The following is a 15,324-nucleotide window of genomic DNA, read 5'->3' as shown; positions in this document are numbered from 1 at the left end:
CTCCCCTAGTATTGCCGCTGCCTGATACGCCAGATCAGCGCCACTGTCATCCCTGCCCAAACCGCAGCGATCATGAACCATTGCACGGCATAGCTCAGGTGGTTGTTCGGAATGCCCTCGACCGCGACCGGGATCGGCTGCACGCCCTGGGCGTCGCCGCGAACCTCGGCCGCGACGACCAGGATCGGCTCGGTCCCCAGCTGCGCGGCCATGGCGGGCACGTCGCGGGCGAACCAGACGTTCTCGGCCAGGTTGGGCTCGGGCGTGGCGCTGCCCTTCTCGTCGGGCCAATGCAGGTTGCCCGCGACCTCCAGCCGCACCGGCGGGCGCGGGTCGCGCTTGTGGTCCTGGTCGACAAAGCCGCGGTCCAGCAGGATCCGGCGCCCGTCGTCGGTCAGGAAGGCCGAGACCACCTGGTAGCCCCCGCCCAGCTCGCGCGTGCCGGACAGCACGTTGATTTCCTCGCCCGTGGTCTGGCCCGAGACCAGCACCGGCATGTATTTCATCGACGGGTCCACCGCGGCCGGCAGGGCCACGGGCGCGCCCTCGATCCTTTGCTGGATCTGCGCGATCATCCCCTCTTTCCAGTCCAGCCGCTGAAGTTGCCAGACGCCCAGCGAGATCAGGATGGCGCAGCCCAGCACGCCGACGATCAGCGGGAACAGGTAACGGCGCATGGGCGGGCCTCCAAAGCAAACGGCGCGGGAACATCTGCCCCGCGCCGTGGAAATGTCTGTCGGGATCAGCGGCCCCAGATATAGATCACGACAAAGAGGAACAGCCAGACCACATCGACGAAGTGCCAGTACCAGGCGGCGGCCTCGAAGCCGACATGCTGCTGCTGGGTCATCTGGCCCTTGATCAGGCGGATCAGGCAGACGAACAGGAAGATCGTGCCGATGATGACGTGGAAGCCGTGAAAGCCCGTGGCCATGAAGAAGGTGCCGGCATAGACCGTGTCGGCCATGCCGAAGGCGGCGTGGCTGTATTCATAGGCCTGCAGCGCGGTGAAGCAGACGCCCAGGATCACGGCGACGATCAGCCCGTTGATCGTCGTCTTGCGGTCGCCCTCATGCACGAAGGCGTGGTGGGCCCAGGTCACGGCGACGCCCGACAGCAGCAGGATCAGCGTGTTGATCAGCGGCAGGTGCCAGGGGTCGAAGGTCACGATGCCTTCCGGCGGCCAGACGCCGTCCTTGATCGGGCTGTCCGGCCCCATCGGATACATGGCGTTCTTGATGAAGGCCCAGAACCAGGCGACGAAGAACATCACCTCGGACATGATGAACAGGATGAAGCCGTATTGCAGGCCGATCCGCACCACCGGGGTATGTTCGCCCGACTCGCCCTCGTTCACGACATCGACCCACCAGCCGAACATGGTGTAGAGAACCGCGGCCAGGCCGATCAGGAACATCCACGGCCCCTCGACCGGCAGCCCGAAGACCGTGATTCCCTTCATCCAGGCGACCGCGCCAGTCAGCATCACGAAGGCGCCGATCGCGCCGAGGAAGGGCCAGATCGATGGCGGCAGGATCTGATAATCGTGGTTCTTTACATGGGCCATGGCTGCGTTCCCGGCTGTTGCTGGTTCTTGTTGCTCAGTTTACGGTCGGTTCCGTTTTCGCGTCCAGCGCCGCCTGCTTGGGCGCGGGAGGATCGGTCCGGTGGAAGGTATAGGACAGGGTGATGTCGCGGATGCGGCCCGCGTCGCGGTCGTTCACCAGATCGGCATCGACGAAGAAGCTGACCGGCATCTCAACCCGCTCGCCCGGTGCCAGCGTCTGCTCGGTAAAGCAGAAGCACTCGATCTTGTTGAAGAAATAGCCGGCCGCATCGGGCGCCACGTTATAGCTGGCGGTGCCGGTGACGAGCTGGTCGGTATTGTTGATCGCCTCGTAGAAGGCGATGGCGTTCTCGCCGATCTTCAGCTCCATCTCGCGCTGCATGGGGCGGAAGGTCCAGCCGAGGTTGCTGTCGGCATTGGCGTCGAAGCGCACGCGGATCTTTTCCTCCAGCACGGTATCCGAGGCGGCCTCGGCCACGTTGGTCGTGCCGGCAAAGCCCGTCACCTTGCAGAACCAGGAATAGAACGGCACCGCCGCCCAGGAAAGCGCGCCCATCAGCACGACGACGCCGGCCAGCATGGCCACGGTGCGGCCGTTCGACCTCGGTTGCCCGCTCATTCGCCTGCCTCCTGGTTGGCCGCCGGCGTGCCCGGCGCCGCGACCGGCGCGGCATTGGCCGCCGGCGGATCGGGATCCTGCGGCAGCATCGAGGCGCGCGGCCGGTGGTCATAGCCCTGCATCATGTCGCCCTGGGTGATCTTGACCACCGAGAGCCCGAAGACCAGCGCAACGAAGGCCAGCAGCACGACCAGCAGCCCGATGTTGCGGCTGCGGCGGCGCTTGTGCAGCTCGTGTTCGACCTGGGGCAGCATCACCACCCCCCGATCCAATGCTGGACCAGAAGCGCCAGGAAATGCAGGAAGGTGTAGTAAAGCGACAGGCGGAAATAGCGCTTCTCGACCCGGTAGCCGTCGGCCTGGGCCTGGTCCTCGTCGCGGCGCAGGATCTGCCAGCCACCGGCGATGAACAGCACGTTCAGCACAGCCGAGACCGCCAGGTAGAGCGGCCCGCCGACCGAGGTGAAGCCCAGCCAGATCGCAAAGGGCGCCAGCACCAGCGTATAGGCGAAGATGTGGCAGCGCGTCACCCTGCGGCCATGCGTCACGGTCAGCATGGGCACGCCGGCCTTGGAATAGTCGTCCTTCATGAACAGCGCCAGCGCCCAGAAATGCGGCGGCGTCCAGAAGAAGATCAGCGCGAACATCAAGAGCGACTCGATGCCGATGCCGCCGGTGGCGCAGGCCCAGCCGATCATCGGCGGAAACGCCCCCGCCGCGCCGCCGATGACGATGTTCTGCGGCGTCGAGCGCTTCAGCCAGATCGTGTAGACCACGGCATAGAAGAAGATGGTGAAGGCCAGGAACCCGGCCGCGAACCAGTTCGCCGCCAGCCCCAGCATCATCACCGACAGGCCCGACAGCGCGATGCCGACCGCCAGCGCCTCGCCCGAGGTCACGCGGCCCGAGGGCACCGGACGGCCCGCCGTGCGGCGCATCACCGCGTCGATGTCGGCGTCATACCACATGTTGAGGGCGCCCGAGGCGCCGCCTCCCAGCGCGATGAACAGCACCGCGCAGAAGGCGACGAAGGGGTTGACCGGCTGCGGCGCGATCCACAGGCCGACGAAGGCCGTGAACACCACCAGCGACATGACGCGCGGCTTCAGCAGCGCGACATAGTCGCCGAAGCCCGCCTCGGCGGGCCCCTCGTATGCGTTGATATCGGCCACGGCCCGACCTTACTCTGCCGAGGCCAGCTTGATGGGGCTGGCGGGCAGGTAGTCCGAGGCGTCGGCGGCGAATTCCTCTTTCGCGCCGGCAAGCCAGGCGTCGTATTTCTCCTGGCTGACCGCCTTGACGACGATGGGCATATAGGCGTGGTTGATGCCGCAAAGCTCGGAACACTGGCCGAAATAGACGCCTTCCTGGTCGACCGAGAACCACAGCTGCGCGATGCGGCCCGGCACGGCGTCCTGCTTGACGGCAAAGGCGGGCACGGTCCAGGCGTGGATCACGTCGGTCGCCGTCACCTGCACCAGCACCTTCTTGCCGACCGGAACCACGACGGCATTGTCGGTGGCCAGCAGGTATTCGTCCTCGGAATAGCCGGCGTCGGCCAGGGCTTCCTTTTCCAGCATCAGCGCATCGAAGGCGATGGCGTCGTTGGGATATTCATAGGACCAATACCACTGGTGGCCGATGGCCTTGATCACCAGGTCGGGATCGTTCGGCATCTCCTGGCTGCGGAACAGGATCGGCAGCGAGAAGGCGCCGATGGCGACCAGGATCAGCACCGGGACCAGGGTCCAGATCACCTCGATCGGGGTGTTGTGGGTAAAGCGCGCCGGCACCGGATTCGCCCGGCGGTTGAAGCGCACGATGCAGATCAGCAGCAGCAGGCAGACGAAGATCGTCACGGCCGTGATGATGTAGAGCACGAAATGATCCAGCCATTGCTGGTCATGCGCCAGCGGGCTCGACGCCGGCTGGAAGTTCATCCCGCCGTTCACCGGCTTGCCGATCACCGGCAGATCGCCCAGCACGTCCTGCGCCCAGGCCGGCACGGCCGTCATCGTCGCAACTCCCAGGCTCATCACCGCCGCCACCCCGCGGCGCTTGGTCGCAATTGCCATCATCCCATCCCGTTGCCTATCATGCCACCGGCAGACCCCTGTCCCAGAGCCCCCAGCATTCGGTCCTGCACCAGAACCATATCTTACCCCGGCGGGCAAGCCATACCTATCGACTTCTTGTCAAAAAACCCCTAGGCCGGGCGACATGACAAAGACCGGTTCCATGACAGACGCCTCGTTTTCGCCCTTTCGGACGCATCTTGATCAGGACCGCGCGCTGCGCATCCTGCGCGACGCCCTGGCGGGCGCGGATGACGGCGAACTTTTCCTGGAACGCGCGCGTTCCGAGGCGCTGGTCTTTGACGACGGCCGGCTGCGCACCGCCAGTTATGACGCCGAACAGGGCTTTGGCCTGCGCGCCGTGCGCGGCGAGGTGACGGGCTATGCCCATTCGACCGAGATCGACGAGGCCGCGCTGAAGAAGGCGGCCCAGACGGTGCGGCTGGCGGTCGGCGCCGGCGGCGGCACGCTGGCCTTGCCACCGCAAGGCGAAATCCGCCCGCTTTACGCCGCCATCGACCCGGCCGAAGAGGTGCCCTTTGCCGCCCGTGTGGCGCTTCTGCGGCAAATCGACGCATTCGCGCGCGGACTGGACCCGCGGGTGGTCCAGGTCTCGGCCAGCATCGCGACTTCGGTGCAGGAAGTGGCGATCCTGCGCCCCGAGGGCGGGCTGGCCACGGACATCCGTCCGATGGCGCGGCTGAACGTCTCGGTCATCGTGGAATCCAATGCGCGGCGCGAATCGGGAACCGCCGGTGGCGGCGGGCGCATCGGCCTTACGGGCCTGGTCGCGCCCGAGCATTGGCAGGGGCTGGTGCGCGAGGCGCTGCGCATCGCGCTGGTCAACCTGCGCTCGGTCCCCGCACCTGCAGGCGTGATGGACGTGGTGCTGGGGCCGGGCTGGCCCGGCATCCTGCTGCACGAGGCCGTGGGCCACGGGCTCGAGGGGGATTTCAACCGCAAGGGGCACTCCGCCTTTGCCGGACTGATGGGCCGGCGCGTCGCCGCGCCCGGCGTGACCGTGGTCGACGACGGCACCATTCCCGACCGGCGCGGCTCGATCTCGGTCGATGACGAGGGCACGCCCCCCGGCCGCAACGTCCTGATCGAGGACGGGATCTTGGTTGGCTACATGCAGGACCGGCAGAACGCCCGGCTGATGGGGGTGGCGCCGACCGGCAACGGGCGCCGGCAAAGCCATGCCCATGCGCCCATGCCGCGCATGACCAATACCTTCATGCTGGCGGGGTCCGAGGATCCGGCCTCGATCCTCGCCGGGCTCGAGGACGGCATCTATGCGGTCGGCTTCGGCGGCGGGCAGGTGGACATCACCAACGGCAAGTTCGTGTTCTCCTGCACCGAGGCCTATCGGGTGAAGAACGGCCAGGTCGGCGACCCGATCCGCGGCGCGACCCTGATCGGCGACGGCGCGACCGCGCTGGGGCAGATCCGCGCCATCGGCAACGACCTGTCGCTGGATCCGGGAATCGGCAATTGCGGCAAGCAGGGGCAATGGGTTCCGGTCGGCGTCGGCCTGCCCACGCTGCGCATCGGCGGGCTGACCATCGGCGGCTCGGCGACCTGAACAGCCGCGATTCCAAGGGGTTGAAGAAATTCTTCGCCGGCTAACCCATTCTTAACCTTTGCCATGCGATGTTTCGGCCTGCGGATCAGGCAGAGGCATGGAACATGATGGCAAGGCAGCTTTCCTTGGACCCCCACCACGGACCCCGCCCAAAAGGGGAGGGGCTTGCGGCCTTGCGCCTCATCCGCTCTCGCAAGGTGGGGCCGGCGACCTTCCACCGGCTGCTCGGCGAACATGGCAGCGCCCAGGCGGCGCTGGCCGCCCTGCCGGCGATGGCCCAGGCCGCGGGGATCCAGGATTACACCCCCTGCCCCCTTTCGGTCGCCGAGGCCGAGATCGCGGCCGGCCGCCGCGCCGGCGCCCGGCTGGTGACCTGGGGCGACCCGGATTACCCCGCCCTGCTGCGCACGCTGGCCGAGGCGCCGCCGGTGCTGTGGCTGCGCGGCGACATGGCGGTGCTGGAGCGCATGCCCGTTGCGGTGATCGGCGCGCGCAATGCCTCGTCGCTGGGCCTGCGCATGGCGCGGGGCATGGCCGCGGGCCTGTCGCAATCGGGCACGGCGATCGTCGCCGGGCTGGCGCGCGGCATCGACACCGTGGCGCATGAGGCCGCGCTGCACGGCGGCACCATCGCGGTCATGGCCGGCGGCATCGACATGATCTATCCCAGCGAAAACGCGGCCCTGGCCGAGGCGATCTGCGAAACCGGCCTGCTCGTCACCGAACAGCCGCCGGGGACGGAACCCGTGGCGCGGCATTTCCCGGCCCGCAACCGCATCATCTCGGGCCTGTCGCGCGCCGTGGTCGTGGTCGAGGCCGCGCATCGCTCGGGCAGCCTGATCACCGCGCGCTGCGCGCTGGACCAGGGGCGCGAGGTGATGGCGGTGCCGGGCCATCCGATGGATGCGCGGGCCGCCGGCTGCAATGCGCTGATCCGCGACGGCGCCTTGCTGGTGCGCAATTCCGCCGATGTGCTGGCGGCCTTGCAATCGAACGGCCCGGCGGCCACGGCGGAACAGCCCGCGGAGGCCCCCGCCCCCACCGCCCCGGTCTCCGGGCGGGTCAGGCAGCCGGCCGCCGTCGCCCGCCGGCTTGCGGAACTGGGTCACGACACCCCCCGCCCGGTGGTGACGCACCGGCCGCGCGACGCCGGCGGCCCGGTGAACCTGGAGGGGCGGATCCTGGCGCGGCTTGGCCCCAGCCCGACCGAAGAGAACATGCTGATCCGCGACCTGGGGGTGCCCGCCGCGGTCCTTGCCCCCGCGATCCTGGCGTTGGAACTGTCGGGCCGGGTGCAGCGCATGGCCGGCGGCAGGCTGGCGCTGAGCGGCGGCTGAGGCCCCTCGCCTCTCCGATCACGCGGCGGTCACGCGCTTGTTGGGGAACTGCACCGATGGCCGACGGTTGATCCGGGATCAAGCGACCATCGGAAAAAGAGGACCGACATGCGCCGCATCTACCAGACCACGACCGCGATGGTGACCTGCCTGTCCCTGATCGCCCCGCAACTGGCGGTGGCGCAGGACCAGCAGGGCCAAGGCGCTGACGAACAGGTCATCCTGCCGCCGGACCAGCAAGCTGGGGCCGAGGCCGGGCAGCCGCAAGAGCCGCCCGAACCCGCGGCAGAGCCTGCCCCGGAACCGGCCGAACAGCCGCAGGCCGAGGGCGAGGCCCCCGCCGAGCCGCAGGCGCAGGGCGCCGAAACCGAAGCCCCCGCGGAACCTGCCGCAGAGCCCGGCGCCGAACCGGCCGCAGAGCCGCAGGCCCAGGGCGAGGCCGCACCGCAGGAGCAGCCGGCCCCTTCCCCGGCGCCCAAGCCCGAAGTGACCCAGGCCGAGGAGCCGCAGCCCAAGCCTCCGGTGGTCGAGGCGGCCGAGCCGCCGGCCAAGCCCCAGGCCGCGCAACCCGAGCAGGCGGCCCCGCAAGGCGAGCCTGCGCCCAAGCCGGACACCCCCGAAGCCGTGACCACGACCGATCCCGCCCCCGCGCAAAAGCCGGATGCGGCCACGCCGCAGGATGCCGGCCAGGCCGGGCAGGCGGAGGAACCGGCCCAGGACGCCGATGCGCTGAAGAAGGCGCTCGAGGCCGAGACCTCGGCCGAACACCCGCAATCGGCCGGACAGGCGGAACCGCAGGCCGACCCGGCCCCGGTGGACGAGGCCCAGCCTTCCCAGACCCCCGATGCGCAGGAGCTGGAACGCCGCCTGCAAGAGCAGGCGCAAGAGAGCGGGCCCGAATCGGACCAGCCCTCGGAGCAGGCTCTGCCCGGCGAACAGGCCACGGGCGAAGAACCGCGCCCCGATGCACAAGAGCTGGAGCGCCGCTTGCAGGAACAGGCCGACGGCCAGTCCGCGCAACCCGAAGAGACCGCGCCCGAGCAAGGCCAGGCCGGGCAGGCCCAAACCGGGCAAGCCCAGCCGGAGCAGCCCCAACCCGAGCAAGGCCAGCCGGAACAGGCCGCCGAGGTGCAGGCACCCGAGGCCCAGGCGCAGCCGAACGCCGTCGCGCAGCGCGCGGCGGAGGAAGCGGCCCCCGCGGCAGCCGCCGCCCTGGCCGCCGGCGATGCCGAACCGGCGCAGGGCCAGCTGGACGAGATGCAGATCACCGAGGAAAACGCCCGCAGTTCGGCCGAGGAATTCGCCACCTCGGTCATGCAGGGCATGCAACAGCAACAGCAGCCCGCCGCCGATCCGCAAGCGCAGGAGGCGCGCCAGGACGACGATGACGACGACACGGTCAAGGATATCGCCAAGCTGCTGCTTGCCGGTGCGGCCGGGCTGGCGGTCGGCAAGATGCTGTCCAACGACCGCCAGGTGGCGCTGAACACCGGCGACCGGGTGGTCGTCACCCTGCCCGACGGCAGCCAGCAGGTGATCAAGGACGACAATACCCTGCTGTACCGGCCGGGCTCGAACGTGCAGACGGAAACCTTCGACGACGGCTCGACCCGGACCACGGTGGTGCGTGCCGACGGCAGCCGGGTCGTCACCATCCGCGACGCGAACATGAACATCCTGCGCCGCACCCTGCTGCGTGCCGATGGCACCGAAACCCGGCTGATCGACGATACCCAGGCGCAGCCGGTGCAGATCTCGACCCTGCCGGCGCCGCCGCCGGTCCGCATCAACCGCGAGCGGCTGGACGAGGCCGCGCTGCGCGAGGCGCTGAACCGCGAGGCGGCGGTGGACCGCCGCTTCAGCCTGGGCCAGATCCGAAACATCCCCGAGGTCCGCGCCCTGGTCGCGCCGGTGAACGTGCCCGAGATCACCTTCGACACCGGCTCCTCGGCCATCACCCCCGACCAGGCGCAGCAACTGGCGACGCTGGGCAAGGTGATCCGCGACAGCATCGACCAGAACCCGCGCGAGATCTACATGATCGAGGGCTATACCGATGCCGTCGGCTCGGATGCCGCCAACCTGGCGCTGTCCGACCGCCGGGCGGAATCGGTGGCGCTGGCGCTGGCGGAATATTTCCAGGTGCCGCCCGAGAACATGGTGGTGCAGGGCTATGGCGAGCAGTTCCTGCTGGTGCCGACCGACGGGCCCGAGCGGCAGAACCGCCGCGTCGCCGTGCGCCGCATCACCGACCTGCTGGCGCAGAACTGATTGCGGGGCGCGGGGTGCGGGAACTCAAGCCCGCAGCCGCGAGACCGAAAGCCAGCCGCGGAACCAGTTCCCGCGGCGGGCGGTTGCCGTCTGCACGACCCGGCAATCGGAAGGGAAGTCCCCGGATCGGCAAGACCCGTAGACCCGTAGACCCTGGCGGCAGATGGCTGCCGGGTCGAGCGGTCGCTGGACCTTGCGGTTGCGCTGGGTGGGGATCTGGGCTTGCCCGTCCCGTCGGGCAACCAGATCGACCAGGTGCTGCCCGTGATAGCCGCGACCGGCAGCAACGATGCGGGCGGCTGTTCAAGCAGCGCGGGCGCCGCACCTTGTCGGAAGCCTGGCCCGCCGCAGGAACGAGGCGAACCGGCAGTCCGCTTTCGTCGAGCACAACATGGATTTTGCTGGTCAGTGCTCCACGAGAGCGGTCGATGGCATGCTCCGGGGCCCCTTTTCGCCGGCGGCATGCTGGTGAGCCCGGATGATGGAACTGTCGATCAACGGCATCGACTGGAGCGAAGCGGCCGCCAATGCCTCGAAAACCCGAAGCCAAACGCCCACCCTGGCCCATCGGTTGGAAGCGGTCGCATGTGGACCGTAGCGCTCGGGAAGGTCGCGCCAGGGCGGCGCTGTCCGCAGGATGGAGAAGATCCCGTTCAGGACTCGCCGGTCGTTCGTCCGCGCAAGGCCACGAGGCTTGTCGGGAAGAAGCGGCGCAATCCGCGCCCATTCCCGATCCCTCAGCGCGAGAGGTGCCATTCAAGCTCCGCAAGACGCTCGAAGCACGAACCGTTCCCAAACGGAAGCCCGCTTGCGAGTGCAGAACCTGGAAGCCACGCGGCACTCCCGAACCGCCGGCGCTCCTCTGCGAAGGCGTGGCGCGCTGCGGTCCGCCGGGCATCCGCCAGCTCAGGACCGGGCCGGAGCTGCGGCCGCAGGATTTCGCGGATCGAGGCTCCCTGGTGGGAGGGGTGAGCCTGGAACGCTTTGCGCCCCTTGGCTGCACCGGCCCCGCATGCAGGCGGGGGCCGCCAGCCACGGTAGCGGGCGGGAAAACGGCGGTAGCCGGATCCTCAGCCCAGCGAATAGCCGGTGCCGCGCACCGTGCGCACCGGGTTGTCGCCGCCATGGGCCATCAGCGCCTTGCGCAGCCGGCCGACATGGACGTCGATGGTGCGGGTGTCGACATAGATGTCGCGGCCCCAGACCCGGTCCAGCAATTGCTCGCGCGTCCAGACCCGGCCGGGCTTTTCCATCAGCGTCGAGAGCAGGCGGAATTCGGTCGGGCCCAGGTGCAGCGGCTGGCCGGCGCGGAACACCCGATGCTCGCCCGCATCCAGGATGATGTCGCCGAAGCTGAGCCTTTCGCCCATCGAGGCCGGCCGGGTGCGGCGCAGCTGGGTGCGCAACCGCGCCATCAGCTCGACCACGGAATAGGGCTTGACCACATAGTCGTCGGCGCCGGTCTCCAGCCCGCGCACCCGGTCCACCTCTTCGGAACGCGCCGACAGCATGATGATCGGGATCTGCCGCGTCGAGGGGTCGGCCTTGACCCGGCGGCAGACCTCGATGCCGCTGACATTGGGCAGCATCCAGTCCAGCACGATCAGGTCGGGCTGCTCCTCGGCCACCAGCAGCATGGCCTCGTCGCCGTTCTCGGCCAGCACGACGTCGAAACCCTCGGCCTCGAGGTTGTATTTCAGCACCTCGCGCTGCGCGCCCTCGTCCTCGACGACCAGGACACAGGGTTGGGTCTGCGCCATGGATCAGGCCCCCTCCATGCGCGGCACGCTTTCGCCCTTGGGGCGCGGATCCTCGGGCAGCTCGCCCGTGGCCAGGTAGATCACCTGCTCGGCGATGCCGGTGGCGTGGTCGCCCATGCGCTCGATGTTCTTGGCGATGAAATGCAGGTGCATGCAGGCGGTGATGTTGCGCGGGTCTTCCATCATATGGGTCAGGAACTCGCGAAACAGCGCGTTATACATCTGGTCCACCTCGAGGTCGCGCTTGCGCACGTCGGCGGCCAGCGCGGCGTCGCGCTGGATATAGCTGTCCAGCGCGTCCTTCATCATCGCCTCGACCGTGGCGGACATGCGGCGCAGCGCCATGCCGGCGCCGTCGATAGCTGGCATGTCGGCCAGCACGTTGCTGCGCTTGGCGATGTTCTTGGCATAATCGCCCACCCGCTCGAGGATATGCGAGATCTTGATGACCGACAGCACCATGCGCAGGTCGGTCGCCCGCGGCGCCCGCAGCGCGATCAGGCGCGCCGCCTCCTCGTTGATCTGGTGCTCCAGCGCGTCGATGGCCTTGTCGCGGCGGCGGATGTCGTCGGCCAGCTCGCCGTCGCGGGTCTCCAGCGCGATGGCGGCGTCGTGGATGGCGCTTTCGACCATGCCGCCCATCTTGACGACCAGCGCCTGCACGGTTTCCAGGTCACGGTCGAAGGCGGACAGGATGTGGCGTTCGTTGTTCATGTCAGATCCCTTTCCGGCCTAGCCGATGCGGCCCGAGATATAGCTTTCGGTGCGCGGATCGCGCGGATTGGTGAAGATGTCGTCGGTGTTGCCGTATTCCACCAGGTTGCCCAGGTGGAAGAAGGCGGTCTTCTGGCTGACGCGGGCCGCCTGCTGCATGGAATGGGTCACGATCACCACCGAGAACTGGGCGCGCAACTGGTCGATCAGCTCCTCGACCTGGCTGGTGGCGATGGGGTCCAGCGCCGAGCAGGGCTCGTCCATCAGCAGCACCTCGGGCTGGGTCGCCACGGCGCGGGCGATGCAAAGCCGCTGCTGCTGTCCGCCCGACAGGCCGGTGCCGGGATCGTTCAGCCGGTCCTTGACCTCGTTCCACAGCGCCGCGCCGCGCAGCGATTTCTCGACGATCTCGTCCAGCTCGGCACGGTTGCGGGCCAGGCCGTGGATGCGCGGGCCATAGGCCACGTTGTCATAGATCGACTTGGGAAAGGGGTTCGGCTTCTGGAACACCATGCCGACGCGGGCGCGCAGCTGCACCGGGTCCACGCGCCTGTCATAGATGTCCTCGCCGTCGAGCGTGATCTTGCCCTCGACCCGGCTGATGTCGATGGTGTCGTTCATGCGGTTCAGGCAGCGCAGGAAGGTGGACTTGCCGCAGCCCGAGGGACCGATGAAGGCGGTCACGGTCTTGTCCAGCAGATCGACGTTCACGTCCTTGATCGCGTGCTTTTCGCCATACCAGACCTGCACGTCGCGGGCGGCGATCTTGATTTCCGACTGGTCCACGCTGCGCTCCAGAAGTCTCATGTCGTTCATATCGGGTCTCCTTCCCGAGATTACCACCGGCGCTCGAACTTGCGGCGCAGGAGAATGGCAAGCAGGTTCATGCAGAGCAGGAACACCAGCAGCACGATGATCGCCCCCGAGGCGCGCTCGATAAAGGCGGGGTCGGCGCGCTGGGTCCAGTTGTAGACCTGGACCGGCAGGGCCGAGGCGGGTTCGAACAGCCCGTCCGGCGGGGCCGAGGGAAAGTTCTTGACGAAGGCCACCATGCCGATCAGCAAGAGCGGCGCGGTCTCGCCCAGGGCCTGGGCCAGGCCGATGATGGTGCCGGTCAGGATGCCCGGCATGGCCAGCGGCAGGACGTGGTGGAACACCGACTGCATCTTGGACGCCCCCACCCCCAGCGCCGCGTCGCGGATCGAGGGCGGCACCGCCTTCAGCGCCGCGCGGGTGGCGATGATGATGGTGGGCAGCGTCATCAGGGTCAGCACCAGGCCGCCGACGATGGGCGCCGATTGCGGCAGCCCGGCGAAGTTGATGAAGGCGGCAAGGCCCAGGATGCCGAAGACGATCGAGGGCACCGCGGCCAGGTTCGAGATATTTACCTCGATGATGTCGGTCCAGCGGTTCTTGGGCGCGAATTCCTCCAGGTAGATCGAGGCGGCGACGCCGATCGGCACCGACAGCACCAGCACCACCAGCATCATGTAGAGCGAGCCGAGGATGGCGATGCCGACGCCGGCGGCCTCGGGGCGCTGGTCCGAGGCGTCGGGGCTGGTCAGGAAGGACCAGTTCCACTGGGTCGCCAGCATGCCCTGCGCCTTCAGCGCATCGGCCAGTTGCAGCTGCGCCGGCGAGGTATTGGCGTCGCGCGCCGCGCTTTCCATGCTGACGCGGCCCTTGTAATAGCCGTCAACCCGGCCGTTCACCAGCACGCGGGCCTCGACGGTCTGGCCGATCAGCTCGGGGTCGGCCAGCACGCGGTTGCGCAGCTGCGCCGAGGCCTCTTTCGAGATCAGGCCCGAGACGTCCTTGTCGGACAGCTCGGCGATGGCGATGCCCTTGTCGGCGATGGACTGTTCCAGCGATTGCTGCAGGATCTTGCCATAGGTCAGGGTCAGGACCTTGCGCAGGTCGGCGGGGTCGCGGTTGCCGTTCTTGTCCAGCTGCGCCGCGTCCAGCGCGACCGGGATTTCCAGGTAGGTCTGGCGAAAGGCGCCGATGCCGCCGGTCAGGATGGTGAAGAGCAGGATCACCAGCATCACCATGGAGACCAGGATGGCGCCCAGCCCATAGGCGCGGAACCGCGCCTCGGCGGCGTTGCGCTTGCGGGTGCGCGGGTCGGCGGCCAGCAGCGACGGGCGGGGCTGCGCGCCTTGCAGGGTTGCGTCGCTCATTCGTATTGCTCCCGGTATTTGCGCACGACGTAGAGGGCGACGATGTTCAGCCCCAGCGTGATGACGAAAAGGGTCAGCCCCAGCGCAAAGGCGACCAGCGTCTCGGGCGCGGCGAAATCGTTGTCGCCGGTCAGCTGGCTGACGATCTTGACGGTGATCGTGGTCATGGCCTCGAACGGGTTCAGGTCCATGCGGGCGGCGGCCCCCGCGCCCAGCACGACGATCATCGTCTCGCCGATGGCGCGGGACGCGGCCAGCAGGACGGCGCCGACGATGCCCGGCAGCGCGGCGGGCAGCACCACCTTGCGCACGGTTTCCGATTGCGTCGAGCCCAGGCCCAGCGCGCCGTCGCGCAAGGATTGCGGCACGGCGTTGATGATGTCGTCCGACAGCGAGCTGACGAAGGGGATCAGCATGATGCCCATGACCAGCCCCGCCGTCATCACCGACGAGCCGGAATTGCCCAGGCCCAACGGCTGGGCGAAATAGTCGCGCAGCATCGGCCCCACGGTGATCAGCGCGAAAAGGCCGTAGACGATGGTCGGGATGCCGGCCAGCACCTCGATCATGGGCTTGGCCACGCCGCGCAGCCTGGCCGAGGCGTATTCGGACATGTAGATCGCCGCGAACAGCCCGATCGGCACCGAGACCGCCAGCGCGATCAGCGAGATGTAGATCGTGCCCCACAGCAGCGGCAGGATGCCCAGCTGCGAGCCGCCGCCGAAACGCGGCGACCAGGTGGTGCCAAAGAAGAACTCGTGCCAGGAATATTTCTGGAAGAAATGCCCGGTTTCGAACAGCATCGAAAAGACGATCCCGGCGGTGGTCAGGATGGCGATGCTGGAACACAGGATCAGCAGGCCCTTGACCATGGTTTCGACCGCGTTGCGGGCGCGAAAGCCCGGCGCGGCGCGGAAAAGCGCAAGGCCCAGCCCGGCCGCGGCCAGCACCAGCGCCAGGATGGCGACGGGCGTCGGGTTCGCGGCCGGCTGCACGAAGCGCCAGATCGCGATCAGGAACAGCGCCGGCAGCGCCGTCAGCAAGGCGGCGTTCCAGCCGTGATAGCTGGGCCGCGAATGCAGCCGCCGCACATCGCCCCCGGCCATCGCGACGACGCGCGCGCGGGCGACAAGATAGCCCGCGCCGGCAAGGGCAAGGACGACGAGCAAGGTCCATGAGACAGGCATGTGAGCCCTCGAGCCAGGGAAACGGAACGG

15 protein-coding genes are annotated in these 15,324 nt (G+C 68.3%); 3 read left to right on the top strand and 12 right to left on the bottom strand.

Annotation, left to right across the window (positions count from 1 at the left end; translation table 11 throughout):
* Nucleotides 1-5 precede the first annotated feature (5 nt).
* The 6 genes from IT40_RS15230 to coxB all read right to left on the bottom strand — a co-directional run bounded on the left by IT40_RS15230 (nt 6) and on the right by coxB (nt 4,263).
* Nucleotides 6-677, bottom strand: coding sequence for an SURF1 family protein (locus tag IT40_RS15230; RefSeq protein WP_036756873.1), 672 nt, complete (start codon nt 675-677; stop codon nt 6-8).
* A gap of 65 nt (nt 678-742) precedes the next feature.
* Nucleotides 743-1,567, bottom strand: coding sequence for a cytochrome c oxidase subunit 3 (locus IT40_RS15225; RefSeq protein WP_036756872.1), 825 nt, complete (start codon nt 1,565-1,567; stop codon nt 743-745).
* A 34-nt stretch (nt 1,568-1,601) separates the two neighbouring features.
* Complete coding sequence (locus IT40_RS15220; RefSeq protein WP_036756871.1) at nt 1,602-2,186, bottom strand: cytochrome c oxidase assembly protein; 585 nt, start codon at nt 2,184-2,186, stop codon at nt 1,602-1,604.
* A complete protein-coding gene (locus IT40_RS15215; RefSeq protein ID WP_036756965.1) occupies nt 2,183-2,440 on the bottom strand; it encodes a hypothetical protein in 258 nt (85 codons plus the stop codon). The genes IT40_RS15220 and IT40_RS15215 overlap by 4 nt, the downstream gene beginning before the upstream one ends.
* Nucleotides 2,440-3,357: a heme o synthase gene (gene cyoE, locus IT40_RS15210; RefSeq protein WP_036756869.1), complete on the bottom strand. Its 918-nt coding sequence runs from the start codon at nt 3,355-3,357 to the stop codon at nt 2,440-2,442. Before cyoE ends, IT40_RS15215 begins: the two co-directional genes overlap by 1 nt.
* A 9-nt stretch (nt 3,358-3,366) precedes the next feature.
* Nucleotides 3,367-4,263, bottom strand: a complete 897-nt coding sequence (coxB, locus tag IT40_RS15205; protein ID WP_036756866.1) for a cytochrome c oxidase subunit II — start codon at nt 4,261-4,263, stop codon at nt 3,367-3,369.
* 160 nt (nt 4,264-4,423) lie between these two features.
* On the opposite strand from coxB, the gene tldD reads away from it, so the two are divergent.
* The 3 genes from tldD to IT40_RS15190 all read left to right on the top strand — a co-directional run bounded on the left by tldD (nt 4,424) and on the right by IT40_RS15190 (nt 9,453).
* On the top strand, nt 4,424-5,845 hold the full coding sequence (tldD, locus tag IT40_RS15200) for a metalloprotease TldD (RefSeq protein ID WP_036756863.1): 1,422 nt from the start codon (nt 4,424-4,426) through the stop codon (nt 5,843-5,845).
* A gap of 107 nt (nt 5,846-5,952) precedes the next feature.
* On the top strand, nt 5,953-7,182 hold the full coding sequence (gene dprA / locus IT40_RS15195) for a DNA-processing protein DprA (RefSeq protein WP_116171025.1): 1,230 nt from the start codon (nt 5,953-5,955) through the stop codon (nt 7,180-7,182).
* A 108-nt stretch (nt 7,183-7,290) separates the two neighbouring features.
* Complete coding sequence (locus IT40_RS15190) at nt 7,291-9,453, top strand: OmpA family protein (RefSeq protein WP_036756861.1); 2,163 nt, start codon at nt 7,291-7,293, stop codon at nt 9,451-9,453.
* A 405-nt stretch (nt 9,454-9,858) separates the two neighbouring features.
* Here IT40_RS15190 and IT40_RS30835 read toward each other — a convergent pair whose 3' ends face one another.
* The 6 genes from IT40_RS30835 to pstC all read right to left on the bottom strand — a co-directional run bounded on the left by IT40_RS30835 (nt 9,859) and on the right by pstC (nt 15,294).
* Nucleotides 9,859-10,209, bottom strand: a complete 351-nt coding sequence (locus IT40_RS30835; RefSeq protein WP_036756852.1) for an IS5 family transposase — start codon at nt 10,207-10,209, stop codon at nt 9,859-9,861.
* Nucleotides 10,210-10,523: 314 nt separating this feature from the next.
* Nucleotides 10,524-11,213, bottom strand: coding sequence for a phosphate regulon transcriptional regulator PhoB (phoB, locus tag IT40_RS15180; protein ID WP_036756851.1), 690 nt, complete (start codon nt 11,211-11,213; stop codon nt 10,524-10,526).
* A gap of 3 nt (nt 11,214-11,216) precedes the next feature.
* Nucleotides 11,217-11,927, bottom strand: a complete 711-nt coding sequence (gene phoU / locus IT40_RS15175; RefSeq protein ID WP_036756850.1) for a phosphate signaling complex protein PhoU — start codon at nt 11,925-11,927, stop codon at nt 11,217-11,219.
* 18 nt (nt 11,928-11,945) lie between these two features.
* Nucleotides 11,946-12,743: a phosphate ABC transporter ATP-binding protein PstB gene (gene pstB / locus IT40_RS15170; protein WP_036756845.1), complete on the bottom strand. Its 798-nt coding sequence runs from the start codon at nt 12,741-12,743 to the stop codon at nt 11,946-11,948.
* Nucleotides 12,744-12,763: 20 nt separating this feature from the next.
* Nucleotides 12,764-14,107, bottom strand: coding sequence for a phosphate ABC transporter permease PstA (pstA, locus tag IT40_RS15165; protein WP_036756844.1), 1,344 nt, complete (start codon nt 14,105-14,107; stop codon nt 12,764-12,766).
* Nucleotides 14,104-15,294 (bottom strand): phosphate ABC transporter permease subunit PstC, encoded by a 1,191-nt coding sequence (gene pstC, locus IT40_RS15160; RefSeq protein WP_036756841.1) that lies wholly within the window; start codon nt 15,292-15,294, stop codon nt 14,104-14,106. Before pstC ends, pstA begins: the two co-directional genes overlap by 4 nt.
* Between the last annotated feature and the right edge of the window lie 30 nt (nt 15,295-15,324).

Source organism: Paracoccus versutus (assembly GCF_000763885.1).
Classification (GTDB): Bacteria; Pseudomonadota; Alphaproteobacteria; order Rhodobacterales; family Rhodobacteraceae; genus Paracoccus; species Paracoccus versutus.
The sequence above is the reverse complement of the archived record's forward strand: the minus strand, read 5'-3'. Positions and strand labels throughout refer to the sequence as shown.

Coding starts and splice junctions, on each gene's coding strand:
- IT40_RS15230 (WP_036756873.1), bottom strand. CDS start 677: ATGCGCCGTTACCTGTTCCCGCTGATCGTCGGCGTGCTGGGCTGCGCC.
- IT40_RS15225 (WP_036756872.1), bottom strand. CDS start 1,567: ATGGCCCATGTAAAGAACCACGATTATCAGATCCTGCCGCCATCGATC.
- IT40_RS15220 (WP_036756871.1), bottom strand. CDS start 2,186: ATGAGCGGGCAACCGAGGTCGAACGGCCGCACCGTGGCCATGCTGGCC.
- IT40_RS15215 (WP_036756965.1), bottom strand. CDS start 2,440: ATGCTGCCCCAGGTCGAACACGAGCTGCACAAGCGCCGCCGCAGCCGC.
- coxB (WP_036756866.1), bottom strand. CDS start 4,263: ATGATGGCAATTGCGACCAAGCGCCGCGGGGTGGCGGCGGTGATGAGC.
- tldD (WP_036756863.1), top strand. CDS start 4,424: ATGACAGACGCCTCGTTTTCGCCCTTTCGGACGCATCTTGATCAGGAC.
- dprA (WP_116171025.1), top strand. CDS start 5,953: ATGGCAAGGCAGCTTTCCTTGGACCCCCACCACGGACCCCGCCCAAAA.
- IT40_RS15190 (WP_036756861.1), top strand. CDS start 7,291: ATGCGCCGCATCTACCAGACCACGACCGCGATGGTGACCTGCCTGTCC.
- IT40_RS30835 (WP_036756852.1), bottom strand. CDS start 10,209: ATGGCACCTCTCGCGCTGAGGGATCGGGAATGGGCGCGGATTGCGCCG.
- phoB (WP_036756851.1), bottom strand. CDS start 11,213: ATGGCGCAGACCCAACCCTGTGTCCTGGTCGTCGAGGACGAGGGCGCG.
- phoU (WP_036756850.1), bottom strand. CDS start 11,927: ATGAACAACGAACGCCACATCCTGTCCGCCTTCGACCGTGACCTGGAA.
- pstB (WP_036756845.1), bottom strand. CDS start 12,743: ATGAACGACATGAGACTTCTGGAGCGCAGCGTGGACCAGTCGGAAATC.
- pstA (WP_036756844.1), bottom strand. CDS start 14,107: ATGAGCGACGCAACCCTGCAAGGCGCGCAGCCCCGCCCGTCGCTGCTG.
- pstC (WP_036756841.1), bottom strand. CDS start 15,294: ATGCCTGTCTCATGGACCTTGCTCGTCGTCCTTGCCCTTGCCGGCGCG.